Source organism: Streptomyces sp. NPDC039424 (assembly GCF_055639495.1).
The window spans coordinates 421,750-444,890 of sequence record NZ_JBVKAI010000005.1 but is presented as its reverse complement, the minus strand read 5'-3'; the positions used below and the strand labels follow the sequence as shown (position 1 = coordinate 444,890).

25 protein-coding genes are annotated in these 23,141 nt (G+C 70.6%); 14 read left to right on the top strand and 11 right to left on the bottom strand.

Translation table 11 applies throughout. The features are described 5' to 3' along the window. Positions 1 to 55: 55 nt before the first annotated feature. Complete coding sequence (locus ACZ7L0_RS16410; protein ID WP_471243129.1) at positions 56 to 1,162, bottom strand: sugar ABC transporter substrate-binding protein; 1,107 nt, start codon at positions 1,160 to 1,162, stop codon at positions 56 to 58. Between the two features lie 306 nt (positions 1,163 to 1,468). On the opposite strand from ACZ7L0_RS16410, the gene ACZ7L0_RS16405 reads away from it, so the two are divergent. Next, complete coding sequence (locus ACZ7L0_RS16405) at positions 1,469 to 3,130, top strand: fibronectin type III domain-containing protein (protein ID WP_471243128.1); 1,662 nt, start codon at positions 1,469 to 1,471, stop codon at positions 3,128 to 3,130. Positions 3,131 to 3,188: 58 nt separating this feature from the next. Here ACZ7L0_RS16405 and ACZ7L0_RS16400 read toward each other — a convergent pair whose 3' ends face one another. From ACZ7L0_RS16400 to ACZ7L0_RS16380, 5 genes are all read right to left on the bottom strand, one after another. Beyond that, on the bottom strand, positions 3,189 to 3,641 hold the full coding sequence (locus ACZ7L0_RS16400) for a heat shock protein transcriptional repressor HspR (RefSeq protein WP_471243127.1): 453 nt from the start codon (positions 3,639 to 3,641) through the stop codon (positions 3,189 to 3,191). Positions 3,642 to 3,646: 5 nt separating this feature from the next. After that, the gene (gene dnaJ / locus ACZ7L0_RS16395; protein WP_471243126.1) at positions 3,647 to 4,834 is read right to left on the bottom strand and encodes a molecular chaperone DnaJ; all 1,188 of its coding nucleotides are present in this window, start codon (positions 4,832 to 4,834) and stop codon (positions 3,647 to 3,649) included. Between the two features lie 33 nt (positions 4,835 to 4,867). After that, positions 4,868 to 5,530 carry a nucleotide exchange factor GrpE gene (gene grpE, locus ACZ7L0_RS16390; RefSeq protein WP_471243125.1) on the bottom strand — a complete coding sequence of 221 codons (663 nt, stop codon included), beginning with the start codon at positions 5,528 to 5,530 and terminating at the stop codon, positions 4,868 to 4,870. Continuing rightward, entirely contained in the window at positions 5,527 to 7,371 is a 1,845-nt protein-coding gene (dnaK, locus tag ACZ7L0_RS16385) for a molecular chaperone DnaK (protein WP_471243124.1), read from the bottom strand. The genes grpE and dnaK overlap by 4 nt, the downstream gene beginning before the upstream one ends. 94 nt (positions 7,372 to 7,465) lie before the next feature. Further along, complete coding sequence (locus ACZ7L0_RS16380) at positions 7,466 to 8,485, bottom strand: MraY family glycosyltransferase (protein ID WP_471243123.1); 1,020 nt, start codon at positions 8,483 to 8,485, stop codon at positions 7,466 to 7,468. Positions 8,486 to 8,734: 249 nt separating this feature from the next. Here ACZ7L0_RS16380 and ACZ7L0_RS16375 point away from each other — a divergent pair, with 249 nt between their 5' ends. Then, positions 8,735 to 11,017: a (Fe-S)-binding protein gene (locus ACZ7L0_RS16375; protein ID WP_471243122.1), complete on the top strand. Its 2,283-nt coding sequence runs from the start codon at positions 8,735 to 8,737 to the stop codon at positions 11,015 to 11,017. A 61-nt stretch (positions 11,018 to 11,078) separates the two neighbouring features. On the opposite strand, the gene ACZ7L0_RS16370 is transcribed toward ACZ7L0_RS16375, so the two are convergent. The 4 genes from ACZ7L0_RS16370 to ACZ7L0_RS16355 form a co-directional block, all read right to left on the bottom strand. Next, positions 11,079 to 12,092: a hypothetical protein gene (locus tag ACZ7L0_RS16370; RefSeq protein WP_471243121.1), complete on the bottom strand. Its 1,014-nt coding sequence runs from the start codon at positions 12,090 to 12,092 to the stop codon at positions 11,079 to 11,081. Positions 12,093 to 12,121: 29 nt separating this feature from the next. Then, positions 12,122 to 12,502, bottom strand: coding sequence for an antibiotic biosynthesis monooxygenase family protein (locus tag ACZ7L0_RS16365; protein WP_471243120.1), 381 nt, complete (start codon positions 12,500 to 12,502; stop codon positions 12,122 to 12,124). 514 nt (positions 12,503 to 13,016) lie between these two features. Beyond that, entirely contained in the window at positions 13,017 to 13,532 is a 516-nt protein-coding gene (locus ACZ7L0_RS16360; protein WP_471243119.1) for a hypothetical protein, read from the bottom strand. A 48-nt stretch (positions 13,533 to 13,580) separates the two neighbouring features. Next, positions 13,581 to 13,937, bottom strand: a complete 357-nt coding sequence (locus tag ACZ7L0_RS16355; RefSeq protein WP_471243229.1) for a helix-turn-helix domain-containing protein — start codon at positions 13,935 to 13,937, stop codon at positions 13,581 to 13,583. 372 nt (positions 13,938 to 14,309) lie between these two features. Here ACZ7L0_RS16355 and ACZ7L0_RS16350 point away from each other — a divergent pair, with 372 nt between their 5' ends. The 7 genes from ACZ7L0_RS16350 to ACZ7L0_RS16320 all read left to right on the top strand — a co-directional run bounded on the left by ACZ7L0_RS16350 (position 14,310) and on the right by ACZ7L0_RS16320 (position 17,237). Beyond that, positions 14,310 to 14,531 (top strand): WhiB family transcriptional regulator, encoded by a 222-nt coding sequence (locus tag ACZ7L0_RS16350; protein ID WP_471243118.1) that lies wholly within the window; start codon positions 14,310 to 14,312, stop codon positions 14,529 to 14,531. Next, on the top strand, positions 14,528 to 15,037 hold the full coding sequence (locus ACZ7L0_RS16345) for a hypothetical protein (protein ID WP_471243117.1): 510 nt from the start codon (positions 14,528 to 14,530) through the stop codon (positions 15,035 to 15,037). The genes ACZ7L0_RS16350 and ACZ7L0_RS16345 overlap by 4 nt, the downstream gene beginning before the upstream one ends. Before the next feature lie 8 nt (positions 15,038 to 15,045). Next, complete coding sequence (locus tag ACZ7L0_RS16340) at positions 15,046 to 15,222, top strand: helix-turn-helix domain-containing protein (protein WP_471243228.1); 177 nt, start codon at positions 15,046 to 15,048, stop codon at positions 15,220 to 15,222. Positions 15,223 to 15,490: 268 nt separating this feature from the next. Beyond that, a complete protein-coding gene (locus tag ACZ7L0_RS16335) occupies positions 15,491 to 15,826 on the top strand; it encodes a hypothetical protein (protein ID WP_471243227.1) in 336 nt (111 codons plus the stop codon). 55 nt (positions 15,827 to 15,881) lie between these two features. Continuing rightward, complete coding sequence (locus tag ACZ7L0_RS16330) at positions 15,882 to 16,475, top strand: phage tail tube protein (protein ID WP_471243116.1); 594 nt, start codon at positions 15,882 to 15,884, stop codon at positions 16,473 to 16,475. A 76-nt stretch (positions 16,476 to 16,551) separates the two neighbouring features. Next, entirely contained in the window at positions 16,552 to 16,842 is a 291-nt protein-coding gene (locus ACZ7L0_RS16325; RefSeq protein ID WP_471243115.1) for a hypothetical protein, read from the top strand. A 47-nt stretch (positions 16,843 to 16,889) separates the two neighbouring features. Beyond that, positions 16,890 to 17,237 carry a hypothetical protein gene (locus ACZ7L0_RS16320; protein WP_471243226.1) on the top strand — a complete coding sequence of 116 codons (348 nt, stop codon included), beginning with the start codon at positions 16,890 to 16,892 and terminating at the stop codon, positions 17,235 to 17,237. A gap of 27 nt (positions 17,238 to 17,264) precedes the next feature. On the opposite strand, the gene ACZ7L0_RS16315 is transcribed toward ACZ7L0_RS16320, so the two are convergent. Beyond that, complete coding sequence (locus tag ACZ7L0_RS16315) at positions 17,265 to 17,894, bottom strand: hypothetical protein (RefSeq protein ID WP_471243114.1); 630 nt, start codon at positions 17,892 to 17,894, stop codon at positions 17,265 to 17,267. A 69-nt stretch (positions 17,895 to 17,963) separates the two neighbouring features. On the opposite strand from ACZ7L0_RS16315, the gene ACZ7L0_RS16310 reads away from it, so the two are divergent. Genes ACZ7L0_RS16310 through ACZ7L0_RS16290 form a run of 5 tightly spaced genes read left to right on the top strand, consistent with a single transcriptional unit; the run spans position 17,964 to position 22,967 of the window. Continuing rightward, a complete protein-coding gene (locus tag ACZ7L0_RS16310; protein ID WP_471243113.1) occupies positions 17,964 to 18,563 on the top strand; it encodes a hypothetical protein in 600 nt (199 codons plus the stop codon). Positions 18,564 to 18,592: 29 nt separating this feature from the next. After that, positions 18,593 to 19,570, top strand: a complete 978-nt coding sequence (locus ACZ7L0_RS16305; protein ID WP_471243112.1) for a hypothetical protein — start codon at positions 18,593 to 18,595, stop codon at positions 19,568 to 19,570. Between the two features lie 10 nt (positions 19,571 to 19,580). Continuing rightward, complete coding sequence (locus ACZ7L0_RS16300; protein ID WP_471243111.1) at positions 19,581 to 20,426, top strand: hypothetical protein; 846 nt, start codon at positions 19,581 to 19,583, stop codon at positions 20,424 to 20,426. Further along, positions 20,413 to 22,797 carry a hypothetical protein gene (locus ACZ7L0_RS16295; protein WP_471243110.1) on the top strand — a complete coding sequence of 795 codons (2,385 nt, stop codon included), beginning with the start codon at positions 20,413 to 20,415 and terminating at the stop codon, positions 22,795 to 22,797. The genes ACZ7L0_RS16300 and ACZ7L0_RS16295 overlap by 14 nt, the downstream gene beginning before the upstream one ends. Further along, complete coding sequence (locus ACZ7L0_RS16290) at positions 22,794 to 22,967, top strand: hypothetical protein (protein ID WP_471243109.1); 174 nt, start codon at positions 22,794 to 22,796, stop codon at positions 22,965 to 22,967. Before ACZ7L0_RS16295 ends, ACZ7L0_RS16290 begins: the two co-directional genes overlap by 4 nt. The last annotated feature ends 174 nt before the right edge of the window (positions 22,968 to 23,141 follow it).

Below are 23,141 nucleotides of genomic sequence, written 5' to 3'. Positions count from 1 at the left end.
CCTGTGTCCGGCCCTCCACAGGTCCTCCACGCCGGGCGCCCGGGCGGGAGGCCGCCTACTTCAGGCCGATCGCCGCGCAGTCCGCCTTGTACTTGGCCGTGCAGATGTCGGACACGTCGTAGATGCCGTCCTCGATGACGGTGCTCTTGATGGTCTTCCTGGTCAGCGCGTTCACCGTGACCAGCTGGGACGGGATGTCCTTGTTGGTGGGGCTGTCGACCTTGTCGCGGGTGAGGGCGTCGAACTGGATGTCCCTGCCCTGGATCTTGGCGACGGCCATCTCGGCGGCGGCCTCGGCCTCGTCCGGGTAGGGCTTGTAGACGCTCATGTACTGCTCGCCGGAGACGACCCGCTGCACCGCCGCCAGCTCCGCGTCCTGACCGGTGATGGGCGGCAGATCGGTGATGCCCGCGGCGTTGAACGCCTTGACTATGCCCCCGGCCATGGCGTCGTTGGCGGAGTAGACGGCGGCGATGTTGTCCTTGCCGATCGAGTTGATCGCCTTGGCCATCTCGGACTGGGCGATCACGGGGTCCCACTTGTCGGTGTCGAAGGACTCGGCGACGGTCACCTTGCCGTTGAGCTCGGAGAGCGCGCCCTCCTTGAACTGCTTGGCGTTCGGGTCGGTGGGCGAGCCGTTCACCATGACGACCTTGTCGGAGGTGTCGACGTTCGAGCCCAGCGCCTCCAGCAGGGTGCGGGCCTGCACCTCGCCGACGAGCTCGTTGTCGAAGGAGACGTACGCGTCGATCGGGCCCTCGGCCAGCCGGTCGTAGGCGATGACCGGGATGCCCGCCTCCTTGGCCTTCTTCACGGTGGACGCGATGGCGTGCGCGTCGACGGCGTCGAGGATGATGACGTCGACCTTGTCGTCGATCATCTTCTCCATCTGGGAGACCTGCGTCGTCGACTTCGCGTTCGCGTTCGCGTACTCGGTCTTGCCCTGCTTCTTGGTGAGCTCGGAGATCCGCCGCTGGATGTTGGGGTAGTCGAAGTCCGCGTACCGCGTGTTCGTCTTCTCCGGCATCAGGACGCCCACCGTGATGTCGTTGCCCTTGGTCGGGCTTGCGTCACTCGAGTCCCCCGTCGCGTTCAGCACACCGCAGCCGGCGAGCGAGAGGGTCATCGTGGACGCGGCCACGGTCATGGCAATACGACGCATTCGGGGGCTCACTTCAGGTGCGTTCGGGACGGGGGGGCTCCAATGCCACCCAGATGACTGAAAAGCCAACGCGGCGGCCACCACCGGCGTCAAGACGAATCACTTAACGAGTGCGCAACACCACGCTCCGCTGCCCCTGTGAAGGCCCAGGGGAACCATCTCCAAACGCCCTTTACGGACCCTTCACCCAACAGCAGTTCACGCGCGGGTAAAGATCCGTACAACCAAGTCCTTTCCTCGCGAGTCGTGATCGCCGACGACGCGAACGCCCACCGAGTCGTCGGACCGACCCGAGCAGAGGAACGAATGAAGCCAGCCAGACGCACGACCGCCGCGACCGCGACCGCCGTCGTGCTAGCCACCGCCGGGGGTTTGCTCGCCGCCGTCGCCGCACCCGCCGCCGCCGCGAGCTGCGCGTCACCGGTCTACACCCGGAAGTTCTACGCGAACACCAGCTTTTCGGGCACTCCGAAGAAGACCGACTGCGACAGCGCGATCGACCAGGACTGGGGCACCGGCGCCCCCGCCTCCGGCCTGCCCAAGGACAACTTCGGCGTCCGCTGGAGCGTGACGCGGGACTTCGGCTCCGGCGGCCCCTTCACGCTCTCCGCCGCCGCCCAGGACGGCATCCGCGTCTATCTGGACGGCACCCGCAAGGTCGACCTCTGGAAGAACGTCTCGACGACCCAGAAGAAGACCGCCGACGTCACCGTCCCCTCCGGCAAGCACACCCTGCGCGTCGACTTCGTCAACTTCACGGGCCGGGCGGACGTCTCCTTCACCTACAAGCCGCGCACCTCGGCCGACGTGGACAAGGTCAAGCCGCTGGCCCCGGCGGGGACTTCCGCCTCGTACGACGCGGCGACCGGCAAGGCCAAGCTGACCTGGTCGAAGAACAAGGAGATGGACCTCGCGGGATACAAGGTCTACCGCCGCCCGAAGGGCACGTCCTTCGGCAGCAAGCCCCTCGCCACGACCACCTCGGCCTCGTACACCGACTCCACCGTCCCGGCGACCGGCGAGACCTACTACTACGAGGTCCGCGCCTACGACAAGGCCGGCAACACCTCGTCGGGCTCCGCCGACCAGCCCGTCACCACCGCCGACCGCACCGCTCCCGCACAGGTCACCGATGTGACCGCGGTGGGCACCACCGCGGGCGTCTCCGTCACCTGGCAGGCGTCCTCGTCGAAGGACGTCGACCACTACGAGCTGACGAGTTCGCGCAAGGGGGAGCCGGACCCGGACGGCCCCGAGTACCTGTCGGGCACGTCGTACACCGACCCCTACGCCGAGGTGGGGGCGCCGTACGCGTACACGGTGCACGCGGTCGACGCCGCCGGCAACAGCTCCCCGGTCTCCGCCCCGGCGCAGGCGACCCGCCCCGCCGCGTCCGCCGTGCCCGCCCCGACCGCCCTCCAGGGCACGCCCGCGGACGCCTCCACCACCCTGACGTGGACCGCCGCCGACAGCGCCGACGTCACCGGGTACCGCGTCTACCGCCGTACCCACGAGTTCGAGGCCTGGTCCCTCCTGGGCAGCACCTCGTCGGCCTCCTACGAGGACACCTCCGCCCCGAAGGGCAAGGCGTACTACTACGTCGCCGCCGTCGACGGCGCGGGCGCCGATTCCGTGCCCTCCAAGGAGGCGGTCGTCGACCGGCTCTCCCCGGCCACCGCCACCGGGCCCGCCGCGCCGAAGCTGACGCTGGAGTCCGCGGGCGGCACGCGGTTCCCCATCACGGTCACGGCCGAGCCCGGCGACGGTGACGAGGGACGGGCGCTCCAGGGCTACTCCTGGGAGATCGAGGGCGCCTGCGGCGACAGCGGCGTCCGGCTGTCCACGACGGGCTCCATCGCGTGGACCCCGCCCTACAACGGCCCGTGCGTCGCCACCGTGTACGCCGTGGACGCCTATGGGCGCACGAGTGCGCAGAGTTCCTCGGTGGAGTTCATGGTCGCCCGCTAGCGACCGCACGCGAAAGGGCCCGGAGTCTCCTCCGGGCCCTTTCCACGGCGGGTGCGCGTCAGTCCGCCGACTGCTGCCGCTTCGGCCGCCACACGACCAGCGCGCTGGTCTGCTGCACCTCCTGGTACGGGACCAGGTCCCGCCGGTAGGAGGCGTGCACGGCGGCCTCGCGCTGGCGCATCGCGGCCGCCGCGCCGTCCAGGGCCGCCTCCATCTCCGCGACGCGGGACTGAAGGGCGGCGACCTGGTTCTCCAGTTCGATGATGCGCTTGATGCCGGCCAGGTTGATGCCCTCGTCCTGCGACAACTGCTGCACCTGCCGGAGCAGTTCGATGTCGCGGGCCGAGTAGCGGCGGCCCCGGCCGGCGGTGCGGTCGGGGGAGACCAGGCCCAGGCGGTCGTACTGACGCAGCGTCTGCGGGTGCAGGCCGGAGAGCTGGGCCGCCACCGAGATGACGTAGACCGGAGTCTCCTCGGTCAGTTCGTACGGGTTACGCCGACGGCCGTCCATCACTCTCAAGCTCCCTTCGCAGCCTCGAACAGCACCGCCCGCGGGTCCTCGCCCGCGGTCGCCTCGCGATACGCCTCGAGCGCGTCACGAGCCTTCCCCGACAGGTCCTTCGGGACACTCACCTCGACGGTGACCAGCAGGTCGCCGCGGGTGCCGTCCTTGCGGACCGCGCCCTTGCCCCGCGCCCGCATGGTGCGGCCGTTGGGCGTGCCCGGCGGCAGCTTCAGCGTGACGGCGGGGCCGCCGAGGGTCGGGACCCGGACCTCGCCGCCGAGGGCCGCCTCGGCGAACGTCACCGGGACGGTCACCGTGAGGTTGTCGCCCCTGCGGCCGAACACCGGGTGCTCGCCGACGTGCACGACCACGTACAGGTCGCCCGCCGGGCCGCCCCGTTCGCCGGGCGCGCCCTTGCCGCGCAGCCGGATGCGCTGCCCGTCGGTGACGCCGGCGGGGATGCGGACCTGCATGGTCCTGGACGACTTGGCGCGGCCACTGCCCTTGCACTCCAGGCAGGGGTGCTCGGCGATCAGACCGCGGCCCTTGCAGTCGGGGCAGGGGTCGGTGAGGGAGAAGCCTCCCCCGGAACCCCTGGCCACCTGGCCGGTGCCGACGCAGGTCGGGCACACGCGCGGTGTGCCGTTCTTGTCGCCGGTGCCGGAGCAGGCCTTGCACGGCGACTGGGAGGACATCCTGAGGGGCACCGTGGCGCCCTCGATGGCCTCCGTGAAGCTCAGCGTGACCTCGGACTCGATGTCCTGGCCGCGCCGGGGCTGCGTCCGCGGGCCCGCGGTGCCGCCCCGGTTGAACAGGCCCCCCAGGACGTCACCGAAGCCGCCGCCGAAACCGCCGGCCTGGGCACCGCCGCCTCCGCCTCCGCCGCCGCCTCCGAAGAGGTCACCGAGGTCGAAGTTGAACGAGCCGCCGCCCGCGCCCGGCCCCGGGCGGAAGCCGCCGTTGCCGAAGAGGGTGCGCGCCTCGTCGTACTCCTTGCGCTTCTTGGGGTCTCCGAGGACGTCGTTCGCCTCGGAGATCTCCTTGAAGCGCTCCTCGGCCTTGGCGTTGCCCTTGTTGGCGTCCGGGTGGAACTCGCGGGCGAGCTTCCGGTACGCCTTCTTGATCTCTGCCTCGGTGGCGTCCTTGGGGACGCCGAGGACCTTGTAGTAGTCCTTCTCGATGAAGTCCTTGGTGCTCATCCTCGACGCCCCTCCTTCCCTGTCGGTTCAAGCTCAGCCCTCGTCCGGGCCACCGCTCTCCTTGTCGTCGGCCGGCTCGGCGGAATCGGACGAATCCGTCTTCACCGTCTGCGCGCCGGGCTGCGGTTCGGCCACGGCCACCCGCGCGGGGCGGATGGTGCGCTCGCCGATGCGATACCCGGGCTGGAGGATCGCCACGCACGTGGTCTCGGTGACGTCCGGCGCGTAGCTGTGCATCAGGGCCTCGTGGATCGTCGGGTCGAAGGGCTCGCCCTCCTTGCCGAACTGCTGCAGGCCCATCTTGGCCGCGACGGTCTCCAGCGACTCCGCGACGGACTTGAAGCCGCCGACGAGCTCGCCGTGTTCCCGGGCGCGGCCGATGTCGTCCAGCACGGGCAGGAGCTCGGTCAGGAGGTTCGCGATGGCGATCTCCTTGACCGTGATCCGGTCGCGCTCGACGCGTCGGCGGTAGTTCTGGTACTCGGCCTGGAGGCGCTGGAGGTCCGCGGTGCGCTCACCGAGCGCGGTGCGCACCTGGTCCAGCTGGGCCACCAGACCCGCTGTCTGGCTCGCGTCCCCGGCCGGGGCCGCCTGCTCCTCCGCGGAGGAGGAGGCGGCCTTCGGCTCGGCGTCGTCAGGGGTGGCGCCGGAGGGGACGTCGGGCTTCTCCTCGAAGCCCGGGGTCTCCTCCGTCACGCGGCACCGTCCTTGCGCTCGTCGTCGACGATCTCGGCGTCCACCACGTCGTCGTCGGCCTTGGCCTCACCGGCACCGGCGGACTCGCCGCCGGCGGCCTGGGCGCCCTGGGCGTCGGCGTACATGGCCTGGCCGAGCTTCTGCGAGACGGCCGCGACCTTCTCGGTGGCCGTGCGGATCTCGGCGGTGTCCTCGCCCTTGAGCGTTTCCTTCAGCTCGGCGATCGCGGCCTCGACCTCGGTCTTGATCTCGCCCGGGACCTTGTCCTCGTTGTCCTTGAGGAACTTCTCGGTCTGGTAGACGAGCTGCTCGCCCTGGTTGCGGGTCTCGGCGGCCTCGCGGCGGGCGTGGTCCTCCTCCGCGTACTTCTCGGCCTCCTGGCGCATCCGGTCGACCTCGTCCTTCGGGAGCGAGGAGCCGCCGGTGACGGTCATCTTCTGCTCCTTGCCGGTGCCGAGGTCCTTCGCCGTGACGTGCATGATGCCGTTGGCGTCGATGTCGAAGGAGACCTCGATCTGCGGGACGCCACGCGGCGCCGGCGGCAGACCGGTCAGCTCGAACATGCCGAGCTTCTTGTTGTAGGCCGCGATCTCGCGCTCGCCCTGGTAGACCTGGATCTGCACGGACGGCTGGTTGTCCTCGGCCGTGGTGAAGATCTCGGACCGCTTGGTCGGGATCGTGGTGTTGCGCTCGATGAGCTTGGTCATGATGCCGCCCTTGGTCTCGATACCGAGGGACAGCGGGGTCACGTCGAGGAGCAGGACGTCCTTGACCTCACCCTTGAGGACACCGGCCTGGAGCGAGGCGCCGATGGCGACGACCTCGTCCGGGTTCACACCCTTGTTGGCCTCCTTGCCGCCGGTCAGCTCCCTCACGAGCTCGGCGACGGCGGGCATACGGGTGGAGCCGCCGACCAGGACGACGTGGTCGATCTCGTTGATCGAGATGCCGGCGTCCTTGATGACGTTGTGGAACGGCGTCTTGCAGCGCTCCAGCAGGTCCGCGGTCAGCTGCTGGAACTGGGCCCGGGTGAGCTTCTCGTCCAGGTGCAGCGGGCCCTCGGCGGAGGCGGTGATGTAGGGCAGGTTGATCGAGGTCTCGGTGGACGAGGACAGCTCGATCTTCGCCTTCTCAGCGGCCTCGCGGAGGCGCTGGAGGGCCATCTTGTCCTTGCCGAGGTCCACGCCGTGGCCGCTGGCGAACTGCTTGACCAGGTAGTCGACGACGCGCTGGTCCCAGTCGTCACCACCGAGGTGGTTGTCACCGTTGGTGGCCTTCACCTCGACGACGCCGTCGCCGATCTCCAGCAGGGACACGTCGAAGGTGCCGCCACCGAGGTCGAAGACGAGGATCGTCTGGTCGTCCTTGTCCAGGCCGTACGCCAGGGCGGCCGCGGTGGGCTCGTTGACGATACGCAGGACGTTCAGACCGGCGATCTCGCCGGCCTCCTTCGTCGCCTGGCGCTCGGAGTCGTTGAAGTACGCCGGGACGGTGATGACCGCGTCGGTCACCTTCTCGCCCAGGTAGGACTCGGCGTCCCGCTTCAGCTTCTGCAGGATGAAGGCGGAGATCTGCTGCGGGTTGAAGGGCTTGCCGTCGAGCTCGATCTTCCAGTCGGTGCCCATGTGACGCTTCACCGAACGGATGGTCCGGTCCACGTTGGTGACCGCCTGGCGCTTGGCGACCTCGCCGACCAGCACCTCGCCGTTCTTGGCGAAGGCGACGACGGACGGCGTGGTCCTGGCACCCTCGGCGTTGGTGATGACGGTGGGCTCGCCGCCCTCCAGAACGCTGACGACGGAGTTAGTCGTGCCCAGGTCGATGCCGACCGCACGTGCCATGGTGAATTCCTCCAGCTGACTTGAGTGGAACAGGCTCAAGTGTGCATGAGGCGGCCCGCTGGGTCAACAGACATGAGTGAACCAGACTCAACTCTTATCCGTTCCTTACACGCAACTGCCCTGTGACCTGCGTGGATGTCCTGCGCCGCACCCCGTAGGCGGGCACCCGGAGCAGTCCCAGAACGACCGCGGAGGCCCCGCCGACCACCCCCAGCACGGCTCCTTCCCCCGCCCACCCGCTGTGCACGAGCACCCCGGCGAGCACCGCCGAGAAGGCCCCGGCACCCAGCAGCACGGTGGCCCCCTGCGGGGTGAGCCCGAGCCGCCGCAGCCGGTGGGCGAGGTGGTCCGGCCCGCCGCGCAGCAGCGACCGCCGGGCCGCCAGCCGTGAGACGACCACGAGGACCACGTCCGCGGTGGCGACGGCGGTGAGCGGGAACAGCACCCGCGCGCTGGATCCGAGCGGGTACCCCGCCCGGGTGAAAACAGCGGCGGAGGCGAGCAGGAATCCGGTGAACAGCGATCCGCAGGCGCCGAGCCCGATCCGCGCGGGATGCCAGTTGTGCATGAGGAAGCCCGTGAGGGCGGCGGCGAGCACGCTCAGCAGCACCGCCAGTCCGTCCATCACCTCGGCCGCCGCGCACACGCCCACCCCGAAGGCGGTGACCACCCCGACCGTCCCGGCGAGCCCGTCGGCGTGGTCGAGCGCACGGAAGGCGAGGGTGACGAAGGTGATCCAGACCACCGCGAGCATCCCGGCGAGCACCCCCGTCCCCTGGTACGGCACCACACAGGCCGCCGCCACCGCCGTACCGGCGACCAGGACCCGGGCCCGCAGCCGCCACAGGTCGGCGACCAGTCCGAGCGCGGCGACCCCGGCCCCGGCGACCAGCAGCTCCGCGACCCCGTCGCCCAGCCGCGCGACCCGCGTCCACTGCCCCGTCCCGGCGACGAGAGAGGTGACCAGCACGACGGCCAGCCCCCCGAACAGCGGTGTGGGCCGCTGCCGCCGCCGGTCGAGGATCCCGGCCCGCAGGACGGGGCCCCTGAGCAGCGCCGCGAGCACGGCGGTCAGGAGGAGGGCGGTGGTGGCGGCGAGGATCCCATAGAGCACGGCTATAAATTAGGCCTGAATGTAGCAATTCGGGATGAATAACACGATCGGGTTGCCCACGGGCCGAGCGAGCCGGGGATTCCGTCCCGCATCCGTCCCGCATCCGCCCCGCTCAGCCCCTTGGTCAGGCACGCCTCAGCGACCCATATCACCCCGCGCACGGCTGCATCCCGACGGAAGATGGGGGTAGTCTCAGACGGACTGCATAAGTTACCGCTTAGTAATTTCGAGGCCGCCTCAGGAGCCCCAATGCAACTCGCCGCGATCATCGTGTCGCTGGTCCTGATCGTGGTCGGCGTGGCACTGTTCGGCCGCGCCCTCCTGCAGATCTACAACTTCATGCGACTGGGCCAGCCGGTGCCGGCCGGGGTCCGTACCGACAACCCGTATCAGCGCACCCTGACCGTGGTGCGGGAGTTCCTGGGCCACACCCGAATGAACCGCTGGGGCGTCATCGGCGTGGCGCACTGGTTCGTGGCGATCGGCTTCTTCACCCTGCTGCTGACGATCGTCAACGCGTTCGGGCAGCTGTTCAAGGCCGACTGGCTCATCCCGGTCATCGGCGACTGGGCGCCCTACAACGTGTACGTCGAGTTCATCGGCACGATGACGGTGCTCGGCATCCTCGCCCTGATCGTCATCCGGCAGCTGAGCAAGCCGGGCAAGCCGGGCCGCAAGTCCCGCTTCGCCGGCTCCAACTTCGGCCAGGCGTACTTCGTCGAGACAGTCATCCTCATCGTCGGCGTCTGCATCTTCATGCTGCACGCCCTGGAGGGTGCCCAGCACCATGTGGACGGCTACGAGGCCTCGTTCTTCATCTCGTACCCGGTCGTCAAGTGGCTGGGCGGCATGGACGTCTCCACGCTCCAGAACCTCAGCTACTTCTTCGCCGGGCTGAAGATCGCGACCTCCTTCATCTGGATGATCGTGGTCTCGCTGCGGACCGACATGGGCATCGCCTGGCACCGCTTCCTGGCCTTCCCCAACATCTGGTTCAAGCGCAACGCCACCGGCGAGACCTCCCTGGGCGGCCTGCTGCCGATGACCTCGGGCGGCAAGCCGATCGACTTCACCGACCCCGGTGACGACGACGTCTTCGGCGTCTCCCAGGTCGAGCAGTTCTCCTGGAAGGGCCTGCTGGACTTCTCGACGTGCACGGAGTGCGGTCGCTGCCAGTCGCAGTGCCCCGCCTGGAACACGGGCAAGCCGCTGTCGCCCAAGCTGCTGATCATGTCGCTGCGGGACCACGCCCACGCCAAGGCGCCCTACCTGCTCGCCGGCGGCGGCAAGACCATGGAGGGCGAGGAGAAGGCGTCCGAGGAGCAGCTCGCCTCGGTGCCCGCGGCAGCGCTGGCCGAGGCCGAACGCCCGCTCATCGGCACCGCCGAGGAGAACGGCGTCATCGACCCGGACGTCCTGTGGTCCTGCACCACCTGCGGCGCCTGCGTCGAGCAGTGCCCGGTCGACATCGAGCACGTCGACCACATCGTCGACATGCGCCGCTACCAGGTCATGATCGAGAGTGCCTTCCCCTCCGAGGCCGGCACGATGCTCAAGAACCTGGAGAAGAAGGGCAACCCCTGGGGCCTGGCGAAGAAGCAGCGCCTGGAGTGGACCAAGGAGGTCGACTTCGAGGTCCCGGTCGTCGGCAAGGACATCGAGGACCTGTCCGAGGTCGAGTACCTGTACTGGGTCGGCTGCGCCGGCGCCCTGGAGGACCGCGCCAAGAAGACCACCAAGGCCTTCGCCGAGCTGCTGCACATCGCGGGCGTCAAGTTCGCGATCATGGGCGGCGACGAGAAGTGCACCGGTGACTCCGCCCGCCGCCTCGGCAACGAGCCCCTGTTCCAGGAGCTCGGCATGGAGAACGTGGCCGCGCTGAACATGGCGTTCGGCGAGTCCCTCAACGACGAGGGAGAGGTGGACGAGTCGACCAAGAAGCCGAAGTCGGCGAAGAAGATCGTCGCCACCTGCCCGCACTGCCTCAACACCCTCGGCAACGAGTACCCGCAGCTCGGCGGCGACTACGAGGTCATCCACCACACCCAGCTGCTCCAGCACCTCGTCGACGAGGGCAAGCTGATCCCGGTGACCCCGGTCGAGGGCATCATCACCTACCACGACCCGTGCTACCTGGGCCGCCACAACAAGATCTACACGCCCCCGCGCGAGATCATCGGCAAGGTCCCGGGCCTGCGCAACGAGGAGATGCACCGCCACAAGGAGCGCGGCTTCTGCTGCGGCGCCGGCGGCGCCCGGATGTGGATGGAGGAGCGGATCGGCAAGCGCATCAACAACGAGCGTGTCGACGAGGCCCTCGCCCTCAACCCGGACATCGTCTCCACCGCCTGCCCGTTCTGCCTCGTCATGCTGACCGACTCGGTCAACGGCAAGAAGAACGACGGCAAGGCCAAGGAGTCCATCCAGGTCGTGGACGTCGCCCAGCTGCTCCTCGACTCCGTCAGGACGCCGGTCGACCCGGCGGGCGAGCCGGAGACGGAGAGCGAGCCGGAGCCGGAGCCGGTGAAGTAACGGCCCGTATCGGTACGACGGCGCCCCCTGCCCCTCCCGGGCAGGGGGCGCCGTCGTACGGTCAGTCCGTGAAGGCGCCGATGGACGTGAACGCGTACACCAGCAGTACGAGGACGAAGCCGCCCAGGGCGAAGACCCCTTCCCACAGGGCCATCTCCTGCCCCACCAGCACCGGGCGCCAGCCCAGGAACACCGCCACCGTCAGGGCCGCCCGGATCGTCTGGGCCGCCGGCGACCAGGCCAGCCGCTGCAGCTCGCCCGCGCCGGTCGCCAGGCTGAAGACAGGAGCCATGACCAGACCGCCGACCACCCCGAGGATGACGAAGGCGATCAGCGCGGCCTGGCCCAGCTCATCGTCCGGGAAGGCCTTCCAGCGTCCGGCGGCCAGCGTGGGCAGGTCCTTGGTCTCGTTGACATAGCCGCCGAGCTCCGGCGCGGACCGGGCCCACATGACGTCGACCCGGGTCCCCGCGTGGGGTTTGTCGTAGGTGTACGCGCCTTTCACCGTGAGCCGTTCGGGGCCGTCGGCCACGGCGACCACGACTCTGGACGCGTACCCCTTCACCTCATCCTCGTCGTCCAGCTCCTCGCGCACCGCGAGCGGCCTGCCCACCACGGTCGCCGTGCCGACCTCGGCACCCGCGTCCCGCAGCGTCTCGACCCGCCCGCTCGTGGACAGCGTCAGCAGGCAGGCAAAGAACGCCCCCGAGGCGAAGGCGACCAGCAGCCACACGGCGGCCGTCCGGCCCTTGACCCACAGCGCGGAGTCGTCGAAGGAGAGTTCCGCCGGGACGTCGTCACGCAGGGACGCGCGCCCGCCGGAATCCGGCCGTCCGCCGCCCTTGGCCAGGGACACCCCGTCCCGCGGAGGGCGGCGCCGGGCCCTCGCCCACAGCACCCACAGCGCCACCACCCGCAGCCCGGCGCACCCCGCGGCCACCCCGCCCCACACCAGCGGCACGGTCCACGGGCGGGACACGGGTGCGGCCCCCAGCAGCCACGCACACGCGACCACGCCCGCGACCCACCCCACCAGCCCGGTCAACCGCACCAGCCACACCAGCACGGACCGCATCCGCGCCCCTCCCCCCGACGCCGGACGGCTTACGCGCCCTTCGGGCCCGCCTGCTGCACCACCTCGAAGGACCAGAGCGTGGAACCCGAAGCCGCGGGCTTCGGCCGCTCCCCGCCCTCTCCTCCGCCCTGGTGCGCCGACTTCATCGGCCCCTCCATCCAGGCCTGGAACGAGGCCTCGTCACGCCACCGGGTGTAGACGAGGTAGGTGTCGGTGCCCTCGACCGGACGCAGCAGTTCGAACCACTCGAATCCGTCGGAGCTCTCCACGGCGTGCGCCCGCGACGCGAACCGCTTCTCCAGGGTCTCCCGCTGCTCAGCGGGCACGGTCAGTACGTTGATTTTTACTACGCTAGGCACATGACACCTCTCGTCAAACGGGGCCCCGACTGGACCCCTGATCTGGACCATGTGCGCGCAGTGTCCTACATCCGACAGTCAAGGAAGCGTGAGGACGACTCCGCGTCGTCCCCCGAAGCACAGCGGACCAAGTGCGCCCGCGCGGCGCCTGCCCGCTCCTGGTTGGTTCCCGTCCGCAGATAGTCCAGCAGCGCAGAGCGGACGCGTCGGTATCCGAAGGCATTCAGAGCCGGCTCAACGAACTGGCGGTTGAAGCTCGGGTCCGGGTCATAGACCGCCGCCTTCATGAGGACGCCGAAGGACGCCTCGGACAGCACCAACTCCTGGCGGCATGCCTCGCGCAAGGCACCGCGCACTTGGTGTCGCCACTGCCGCTCATCACCAGCGTCTGACCCGGGGGCGACATCGAGCCTCAGAACCCGAACCATGTCCGCCAGGCACTTCAGGAACAGCTGCCTCCCATCCTCCGTGGCCCTGGCAGTGCCGTGAACCCTTGCGCGGCGCTCCCCGCGCCTCTCGCAGCCGTCTCGTCTCCGTCAACAGCCAACTGTCCCATCCTGCCCGTTCAGCCGTCCCCGTCGGGCCGCCGCACCGCATCGGTTCCCTCACCGCGCTCCCGGGCGCGCTCGTGCCGTCCGCCGCCTGGGGCACCGCGCCGGTGCCGCATCGCCGCGCGTGCGCGGTCGTCACCGTGGCCGGCGGCCGGTGCGCCGGGGCCGGGGCCGGGGAAGTCGAGCAGACGGCCCATGGCGGACAGCGGGTCCGGGTCGGCCGGATGCTCGGCCGGGACGGCGCTGCGGTCGGGCCCTGCGGCCAGATGGCCGGGTGGTGGCTCGGGCCCGTCGGACGGGCTGACCGCCCGCGCGTGCTCCTCCCAGCCCGTGCGGTACCACTGGAGGCTGGTGCGCTGCACCTCCTCGTCGGTGAGGATGCGGACGCCCTCCGGCCCCGCCTCCCTGACCTTCTCGCCCAGCTCGATCAGCAGGCCGCCCAGCAACCGGGTAACCCGCTCCGCCTCGGTGTGCGGCCCCTCGGTGCCGCTGTCCTCCCCGTCACCATCCCGGCGTCCCCCGTCACCCATGTGTGCACTCCTTGCACCGCCGCACTCCCCCGTCCCGCGTCTCTTTCCCTAAGGCCCCTCCGTCAGAAACTGCCGGGCGACCTTCACGAACAGGCCGCGCAGGTCCTCGGGTACGCCCATGCGCAGCGCCGCCTCGTCCGGGCTCAGCCGCCGGCGCGCTCCCGGGTCCGCGCCCGGGCCGGGTTCGAGCGGCAGGTCGTCCTCGGACAGGCGTCCGGAGCGGATGAGCATGTCCCGCAGCGGCACGCCGAGCACCACCGCCAGACGGCGCATGGTCTCGAGGTCCGGCATGCTCTGCCGCTGCAGCAACCGGGTCACCGCGGCCCGGTGGACACCGGCGTCGTCGGCCAGCCGTGACTTGCCGCCGCCCCTCGGGCCGTCGATCACATAGCCGCGGTCCCGCATCAGGTCCTCGACCCAGGCGGCGAACTCCTCCAGGGCGTCGGTGCGTTCCGTGCGTTCTGTTCGTTCCGTGCGTTCGGCGCGTGAACTGGGCCCCATGTTCCCGCTCTCCCCTCATGTCGGGAGCAGCGTACCGATCGCGCGCGCACCTGGAGTGCGCGCGCACGCGCGTAAGGGAACGCACTCTTCTCCACCTCACCTCGGACGGCTTCACGGCTTTCACACCGACTTACTACTCGAACTCATGTTCGCATGCCCGGGCGGCATGGCGCATAAGCATCACAAGTCGCTTGCGCTCGCGCTCGCACGATGCCACTCTGGCCGTCGCCCGCATGTGTCGAACAAATATTCCCATTCACTGGGGAGGCACTATCCGTGACCAGCGAACTCGACTGGCGCAGGGCCGCTGCCTGCGCAAACCTTCCGCAACGATACGTGTTCACCCGTAACCCCTCCGATGCCGAGCATACGTTGCGCGCGTGCAACCAATGCCCGATCCGGCGGCAGTGCGAGACCGTCGTCGACCCCGCGCACACCTGGTTCGACGGTGTCAGCGGCGGACGACTGTGGAGCAACGGCCGCGAGGTGGCCGTATGAACCCGGCCGTCTGGATCGCCTCCCTGCTGCGGCGGTTTCCCGAACTCGTCGCCGAGCTGACGCCCGCCGCCCACGGGGGGCCGCGGGAACGGCGCGGCGGCGGACCCGTCGGCGGCGCCACCGCCCCCGTTCGGCTGCATGTCTCCGACACACTGCGCGACATCACCGACGGGGTCGTCGAACTGGAGGAGGCCGTACGTGAACGGCTCGGCCTGCGCGCGGTACCCCCCGCCCCCGTGCCGGTGCGGCTGCGCCGGATCGCCGGGCTGCTGGAGCGGATCGCCGCCGACCCGGTACTGGCCGCGCACGTCGAGGACGAGGCCCGGCGTATGGCCGCGCGCTGCGCCCGCACGCTCGGCGACCCGGAGCAGATGGTCCGGCTGCCCGGCCGCTGTCCTGCCTGCGACTCGGTCTCGCTGCGGGCGTTCCCGGAGCGGGCCGAGGTGCGGTGCGTGAACCCGCCGTGCGGACATGCGACCCGCGCGGCGGGCGGGGAGGCCCCGTGAACTCCCCCATGGTCACCACCGAGTCGGCCGCCACCGAGGCGGGCGTCACCCCCGCCACCATCCGCAAGTGGGTGCAGCGCGGGCATCTGCGGCCCGCCGGCACCCAGGGCCGCCGGCAGCTGTACCGCCTGGAGGACGTGTTCGCCGCCGAGCGGACCACGTACCGCTCCCGCGGCAACCGCTGATCCACCCGCCTCACCGGAGGGGCCCCGTCGCTCACCGCGACCGGGGCCCCTCCGGCGCGTCCCGCCTCAACTCCCTTTGAAAAAAGGTGAGTTGCGGGATCCGACTGCTGCCGTCACACTCGAAGCAGCGGCAGAGCTGCGCCCGCGTCCCGGGCGACGGACCTGCCGCTTTCTGCTGCCCGGACACGAAGGGAGCGTCCATGTGGCGATCCTGAACTTCCCCGATGTGGAGCGGCTCGTCGTCGACTTCCTGAAGAACCGGACCGAGATGGCCGGGACCACGGTCGACAACAGGCCGCCCGCCGGCTTCGACGGCACCCAGAAGGCCGTCCTCGTCTCCCGCGCCGGCGGCGCCTGGATCGACGACCTCAATCTCGACCGGCCGCTGGTCGACCTCGAGGTGTACGGCCCGGACAAGACCACCGCGCTTGTCACCGCCAACACGGCCCGCGCCTGCCTGCTGGAACTCCAAGGCACCCGGTACGGCACCGCGCTGGTCACCGACGTCGACGAGGCGGACGGACCCCGCTGGCTGCCGGACTACAACCGCCCGGCCGGCAACCGCTACCTGGCCACGCTCCGGCTGTCGATCCGCCCGGCGTAGGCCACTTCACCCCTCTCGACCCTTCTCCACCCTCCCCTCTCACCGAGGAGCGCACATGGCAGGCTTCAAGAACACCGAGATCCGCATCGCCGGCGTCGGCAACGTCTGGTGGGCCCCGGCCGGCACCACCGCCAAGGACACCACCGCGCTGGCCGCCCCGTGGGTCAACCTGGGCTTCACCTCGTCCGACGGGGTCAAGTTCAACAAGAAGGACAAGAACGACCCGGTCGACACCTGGCAGTCGATGGCCCCGGCGCGCTTCATGCTCTCCGACCGGGACCTGACCCTGAAGTTCCAGCTGCTGCAGGTCAACAAGGACACCTTCCCGTTCTACCTGGGGCTCCCGTCGGCGTCGGTGGTCTCCGCCGGCTCCCAGACGGAGACCACCGCGCAGAAGATCGACATCACCGGCGCGCCGGGCGGCCAGGACCAGCGGGCCCTCGCCGTCGACTTCGCCGACAACAACGGCACCAAGGACCTGCGCTACCGCCTGGTCATCCCCTACGGCGCGGTCTCCGAGGTGGAGGAGCTGTCGCTGACCCGCACCGGCGCGGTCAAGCTCGGCGTCACCTTCACCGCCCTGTCGGGCGACGACCCGACCAAGCCGCTGGCCACCTGGCTGGTGAACGATCCGGCCGCGCTGGCCTGACGCACCTTCCCACCCCGGGCCCGGCGTGCGTGCGCGCACGCCGGGCCCGTCCGGCACACCCCGAACGGAGCCCGTGATGACCACCTTCGACGTGAACGCCGCCCGCGCCCAGCGCCTGGAGGCGCTCGGCCGCGACTGGACCTTCGCGCTGGACGGCGACACCTTCGCCCTGCCCACCGAACTCAGCCGCACCACCGCGCACAAGCTGCGCGACCTCGACGACAACGACGTGGACGGACTGCTCCGGCTCCTCCTCGGCGAGCGGCAGTTCACCCGCTTCGAGCAGCACGACGTCACCATGCAGGACATCGCCGCGATCCTGGAGGCCTACGGCAAGGAGACGGGGCTGGGCCTGGGGGAAGACTGAGCCTCGGCGAGCTCGTCGAAGAGCACGCCGAGGCCCTGGAGGCGGACCTGCTCCGCCACTACGGCGTCGACCTGCTGGACTGGCACCGCGGCAGGCTCACCGCGCGCAGGCTGTCGGTACTGGTCAGGCATCTGCCCCAGGACAGCGCACTGCTGCGGGAGCTGGAGGGCGAGGCCGCCCAGTGGACGACGACGGACCATCTGCTGGCCGCGGTCGTCGACCGACTCGCCGAGGCCAACTGGATGTTCGCCATGGTCAACCGGGACGAGGACACGGAACCCCCGGATCCGCCACAACCGTTGCCCCGCCCCGGCGTGACGCCCGGGGAGGGCGACCCGGCGGACACCGCCGGCGCCATGCCGAGCCCGGCGGACATGGCCCGGTTCCTCGCCTGACCCCCACGACGGACTACAGGAAACGGACTACAGGAAGGCGAACCCCAGAGCCGTCCCCACGCCGAGCCCGACGACGATGTGGCCGGCCATCAGCGCCGCGGCGGCCCGCTCGTCCCGTGTCCGCGGGTAGCGGTAGGTGTGGCGCTTTCCGACGTGCTCACTGCTCTGCAGCCAGAAGACACGGCGCACCACCTCCCCCACCCCGTTCTTCACCGTCTGGTGGCCGAACCATCCGAGGAGACCTGCCGCGAGCAGCGCGAGCAGGCCCGTCAGGGCCCGCCAGGACCAGGGGAAGTCCGGGGAGAAGGCCGGCCGGGCGAACACCACGACGGCGCCCGCCACCAGCGCGTAGAGGATGACCATGAAGGCCTGCGGCCCGATGTGACGATTGCGCGGCTGCCTCCATCCGGCGAGGAAGAGCGCGGCGACGACCCCCCACGGCCCCGTCGCATAGCGCCCGCGGCCCCCGCACCGGCCGTCCATCCCGCAGTGCCCGTGGAACAGCGCCACGAGGAGAGCGAGGGACACGACCACGCCCCAGGCGCCGAGCACCATCGCGGCCAGCACCGCCAGCCGCCGCCGCGCCGAGGCGGGCCGCTCGTCCTCCGGTTCGCCCGGCCGGGTCCTGCCTTTCGACCGGGACTGCTCGCTGCCCATCGATCCCCCCTGGCGGTCCCCACACCTCAGTCACCACGTTAGCGCCGCTCTACCTCACCAGGAGTGCCCATGGCTTCACCACGCGGTAATCCGGACGATGTCCGGGGGCAGTTGGCCATGGAATCCGCCAACCGCGTCATGGTGGATACCCTCATTCAGGCCCAGATCGACGCGCTCAAGGAGTCCAGCGCCGGGACGCGGACGTTCGACAACTTCGTGAAGGCCGTGGTCGACCCGGCTGTCGACGCCGCCCAGAAACAGCACTGGTCCCCCGACCTCAACCCGTTCAAGACCCCCGAGGGGGTCGGCCTGGCAGCCGCCGCCACGGTCCTGGCCTTCCAGCTGGGACTGGTGAAGATCGACATCGTGGCCTTCGACTTCACGGAGAAGGTCACCGCCAAGGTGCTGCAGCTCGTCAACAAGACCTTCGGGACGACCTTCAAGACCCAAGGCCAGCGCGCGGACGAACGCATCAAGCGCATGGACTCCCAGATCGAGCGCCTCAACACCCGCGTCAAGAGCCTGGAGAAGTCGAGGAACCGCACGCAGAACAACGTGCCGCGCGGCCGTGAGGCCAACTTCGCGAACCTCGGCAGCTTCTCCGAGGCGGCCCAGCACATCAACCGCCTGGAAAACCGCATCAATCGACTGGTCACCGCGCTCGGCTGATCGCTCCGCCGATCCGACCGGAGGAACCCATGTCACTGATTCCCTCACTCAATCGCGCCACGGGCGCCGTCAACCGCTTCCGCACCACGGCCGGTTCCGCCGGCAGCTCCGTCGCCACCCTCGGCAGCAGGGTCGGACAGGCCGACAACGCCGTAGGGAAGTTCCGCGGCGGGCTGCAGACCACCGACACCTCACTCGGCAGGTCCAAGGGCGCGACGGACAAGCTCAAGACCTCCCTCGGCAACCTCAAGACCTCCTCCTCAGGCGCCAAGAACGCCCTGCGCGACGTCAAGCGCCAGTCCGACGCCGTCGAGAAGTCCGTCGGCAACGCCGGCAAGAAGGCGACGACGAGCGGGACCTCCATGAAGGGGTTCGGTACGGGGCTGAAGGGGGCGACCCTCGCGCAGAAGGGCCTCAACACCGCCATGAAGGCCAACGCCTTCGGGCTGATCATGGCGCTGCTCGCCCCGCTCGTCTCCCAGTTCATCAACATGGACAAGGTCTCCGCCGCCCTCGCCAAGGGCGTGAAGTGGGCCTGGAACGCCATCTACGGCGCGATCAAGAACCACGCCGGGCCCATCAAGTCGGTGCTGAAGGGCATGATCAACGCCTTCACCGCCCTGCCCCGCGCCTACATCAGCGGCCTCAACGGCATGATCGGCGCCCTGAACCGCATCCACGTCAAGATCCCCGACTGGGTGCCCCACTTCGGCGGCCGCGAGTTCGGCATCCACCTGCCGATGCTCCCCAACATCCCCGCTCTCGCCGAGGGCGGTGTCGTACCCGCCCGCCGCGGCGGCACCCTGGCGCTGCTCGCCGAGGCCGGCGAGCCCGAGGCCGTCATCCCGCTGTCGAAGCTGGAGCGGGTGCTCGGCTCGGGCGGCGGGATGCACCGGCTCGCCACCGCCGTCGAGAAGCTCGCCGCGCGGCCCGTGCAGGTCGAGGTGGACTCGCAAGTCATCGCCCGCGCCGTCCTCGTCGGACAGCGCCAGCTCGCCCGGAGGTGAGGGAGAGACCATGGCCAGGAACCTGTGGATCGGACGGCCCGGATTCATGCGGGAGATCGCCCAGGCCGCGAAGAGCTGGGACCGCACCGCCGATCTGAACGTCACCGAGTTCAAGTCCCTCGAAGGGAGCGTCACCACCATCGCCACGGCGCGCACCGTGCGCCGTCTCAAACTCTCCTGGGACGCCCTGCCCCCGGGCGACGCCCAGCACCTCACCCGCCTGGCCCGCCGGGTCAACGAGCCCGGGTTCCAGGGCGGTCCGCAGCCTCCGTACGGACCGCTCGCCCTGCTCGACCCGGCGTCCGTGAACCTGCTCGACCCGTACCAGGCGACCGCCCAGAGCAGCCAGCCCAGCGGGACCGACCACTGGTTCACCGTGCAGGGCACGATCGTCATCAGCCCGTCCGTCGCGGACACCGTCGTCGCCGACTGCCAGGACGCGACGAGCCGCATCGGCTGGCGGCACGGTGTGTGGACCGGGTGGCCGGTGATGCCCGGCATGCAGGTCTCGTGGCTGCTGCCGCCCGACTGGAACCCGGCGACCGCCACCACCCAGCTGGACTGGAAGGCCGTGGACGGGTCGTACCTCGGTACGACGTCCACGAACGGCGCCGGCGTCACCGGGACCGCCCCGGCCGGCGCCGCCTTCGTCACCCCGGTCGGCGGACCGGGCGCCATCGGCCTGTTCGGGCTCGCCGGAGCGTGCCTCACCATCGGCGAGCCGACGATCGCGTTCTCGCTCGGCGACGGCTGCCCGGCCATGAGCGTCACCGCGTACAGCGACGTGCCCACCTCCCCGCTGCCGTACCGGAACGTCAGCCTCGACCTGGTGGAGGTGCGCGGTGCTCAGCTCTGACCCGGCGCTGGCCGACGCACTCGCCGCCCCCGACCGCACCCCGGCGCACGCCACCCGGTGCGGCGGCCGGGAGATCGGCGCCCAGGTGCAGTCCTGGAAGGTCGAACGCGCCTACAGCACCGACCTGCCCGAGGCGCTGCGCGCCTTCTCCGGCAGCGCCTCCGCCCAGCTGGAGGTGCAGCTCGGCGGCGCGAGCGGGATGCCCGCACCCCAGCTGTACTCGGCGTGGGCCGGTCGCGCCACGGGCGACGCCGTACGCCCCGGCCAGTCCGTCGTACACGAGACGGGCCTGCACGGCGCCACCCTGCCCGCCTTCCGCGGCACCGTCCGCTCCCGCACCGCGGCCTCCGGCACCGACACCGTGACCGTCCAGGCGCTGGACGGCGCCGAGCGGCTGCGCGGACCGGCCCTGCTGCCCCGGCCGTACCACGGCCTGATGTACGCCCGGCCGGTGGCGAGCGCCACCTGGTGCGTGGACGAACTGCTGCGCCAGGGCGGCATCCACACCTGCCCGCCGCCCCGCGCCCCTTCCGCCGCCTCGGACGTCACGGCGCCGTTCACCGCGCTGTACGCCTCGCTGCACGGCGGCTTCACCGCCACCCACGGCCAGCCGGAGACACTGCCCGACCCGGCGTCGTACTCCTGGATCCGGGACGGCGCCCCGTACGAGATGGCCCTGATGCCGGCCACCGCCGGGCTGTCGGTGTCCTGGATGCCCCGGTCCCGTTTCGTCGTCGCCGGCAAGGTGTTCCTGGCCGAGCTGCATGTGAACACGGCCCGTGCCGTGGGCGGCACCCTGGAACTGAAGCTGATCTTCGACCGCAGCGCGGGCGCCTACGGCGAGTACGCGCTGTACGTCGACTTCGCCGCCGGCACCGTGAAGGTCGGCTCCGGCACGGTCGACGGCCCCGGCCAGGTCTACACCTACACCCTGCCCAAGCTGGCGTCCCTGAAGGGCGCCTGGCACCTGGGCCTCATGGTGGACACCCGGGCGGGGACCACGTCCGCCGCCACCCCGGCGGCCGTGATCCCTCGGCTGACCGCTCCCGACGGGGAGTACATCGTGCCCACCGACGGGGTCATCACCTTCAGCGCCGCCTCCGCCCTCCAGCCGCCGTCGGAGCTGTTCCGGGTCGACCTGAAGACGGACGTGGCCGTGGAGTGCGTCCAGGTCACCGACCGGGTCTGGCCCGACCTCACCTCCTACACCGCCGACGAGTTCGAGCGGCGGGGCCGCTGGGCCAAGGGCGCCGAGCTGGACGACGTCACGGTCCCGCTGTTCGACGTGCCGAAGGTCTCGGGCTCCCAGTGGGAGGCGATCACCGAGATCTCGCGGGCCACGATGTCCACGGCCGAGTTCGACGAGCAGGGCGTCTTCCGCTGGCGCGGCCCGGGGCGGTTCCAGAAGGTGCCCGCGCAGCCGGACGTGACCGTCACGACACTGCGGGACATCGCCTCGCTCACCGTCTCCGAGGAGATCGACGCCTGCCGCAATTACTGCGAGCAGGTCTACCAGGACTACACCTCCGTCCGCGCCGCCAACGGCGGCACGACCACCGACACCGCCGTACGGGAGATCAGGCCGGGCACGGCGGTGGAGGTGGCGTACGCCATGGCCGACGACGAGCTCGACATCGGCCCGCTGCAGATCGAGGACGACGCGTCGACGACGACCGGGCACAAGGTCCGCTTCGGCAACGCGGCCACCGGCGGCACCTCGGTCAAGGGCAGCGTCACCGTCAGCTCCCGGCGCGACGGCCCGAACTACGTCGTCCGGTTCGTCAACCACGGCACGGCGAGCGTGTGGGCGGTCACCAAGGACGGCAAACCGTCGGTGCAGATCGTGCCGCAGAAGCGGACCGCGGACCCGGCGCAGCGCACCTACGCCTGGTACAACACCACCAGCCAGGCCTACTACGGCAGGCAGGTCTACCAGGCGCCCGCGACCGACTGGGTGCAGCAGCGCCAGGTGGCCTCCGACCTCTCCCACGCCATGCTCGACGCCGGCCGCTACCCGGTCCCCGTGCTCGGCGAGGTGGACGTCCTGCACGACCCGCGCATCCAACTCGGCGACATCGTACGAGTGGTGGACACCACCGGCGCCGCGCTGGACACCCTCGCCTGGGTCGTCGGCATCCGCACCACCTGCCAGGCGGGCTCGGTGCCCCAGCAGACGCTGACCCTGCGCGGCACCGCCTACAACGGCGTCCCCCTGGACTCCGGCCTCACGCCCGACCCGCCGGTGGACCCCCAGTACGGCACCCGGCGCAGCTACGCCCTGGTCGCCGCGCAGTTCCCGACCCTGGACGACCTCACACAGAGCAGGCTCAGCTACCGCGAGCTGCTCCAGCCACCGGGAGGTGCCGCATGAGCGACCTGCCCGCGCCGGGAACCGAGGACGACGCCACGGCCGTACCCCCGCCGGACGACTCCGCCCAGGACGGCGACACCGCCGCACCCGTACCGGTCGACAGCGCCACCGCCCGCGCGGGCGACGACGGCAGCCCCTTCGACACCCTCCCGCCGACACTCGGCACCTGACCCGACACCGGGCCGCGCGCGGACACGCCCCGCCGGGGGGCCGAGTGGTCACACACCCCGGCCCGGCGGGGCCCCCGCGTCACGGCGGCAGCCGCCCGTACAAGGCCCGCGGTGCTGGTCCGCGCCCGGCTCGCCTCGCCCCTGTGCCCGCGTCCGCCCGGCACCCACTTCCGC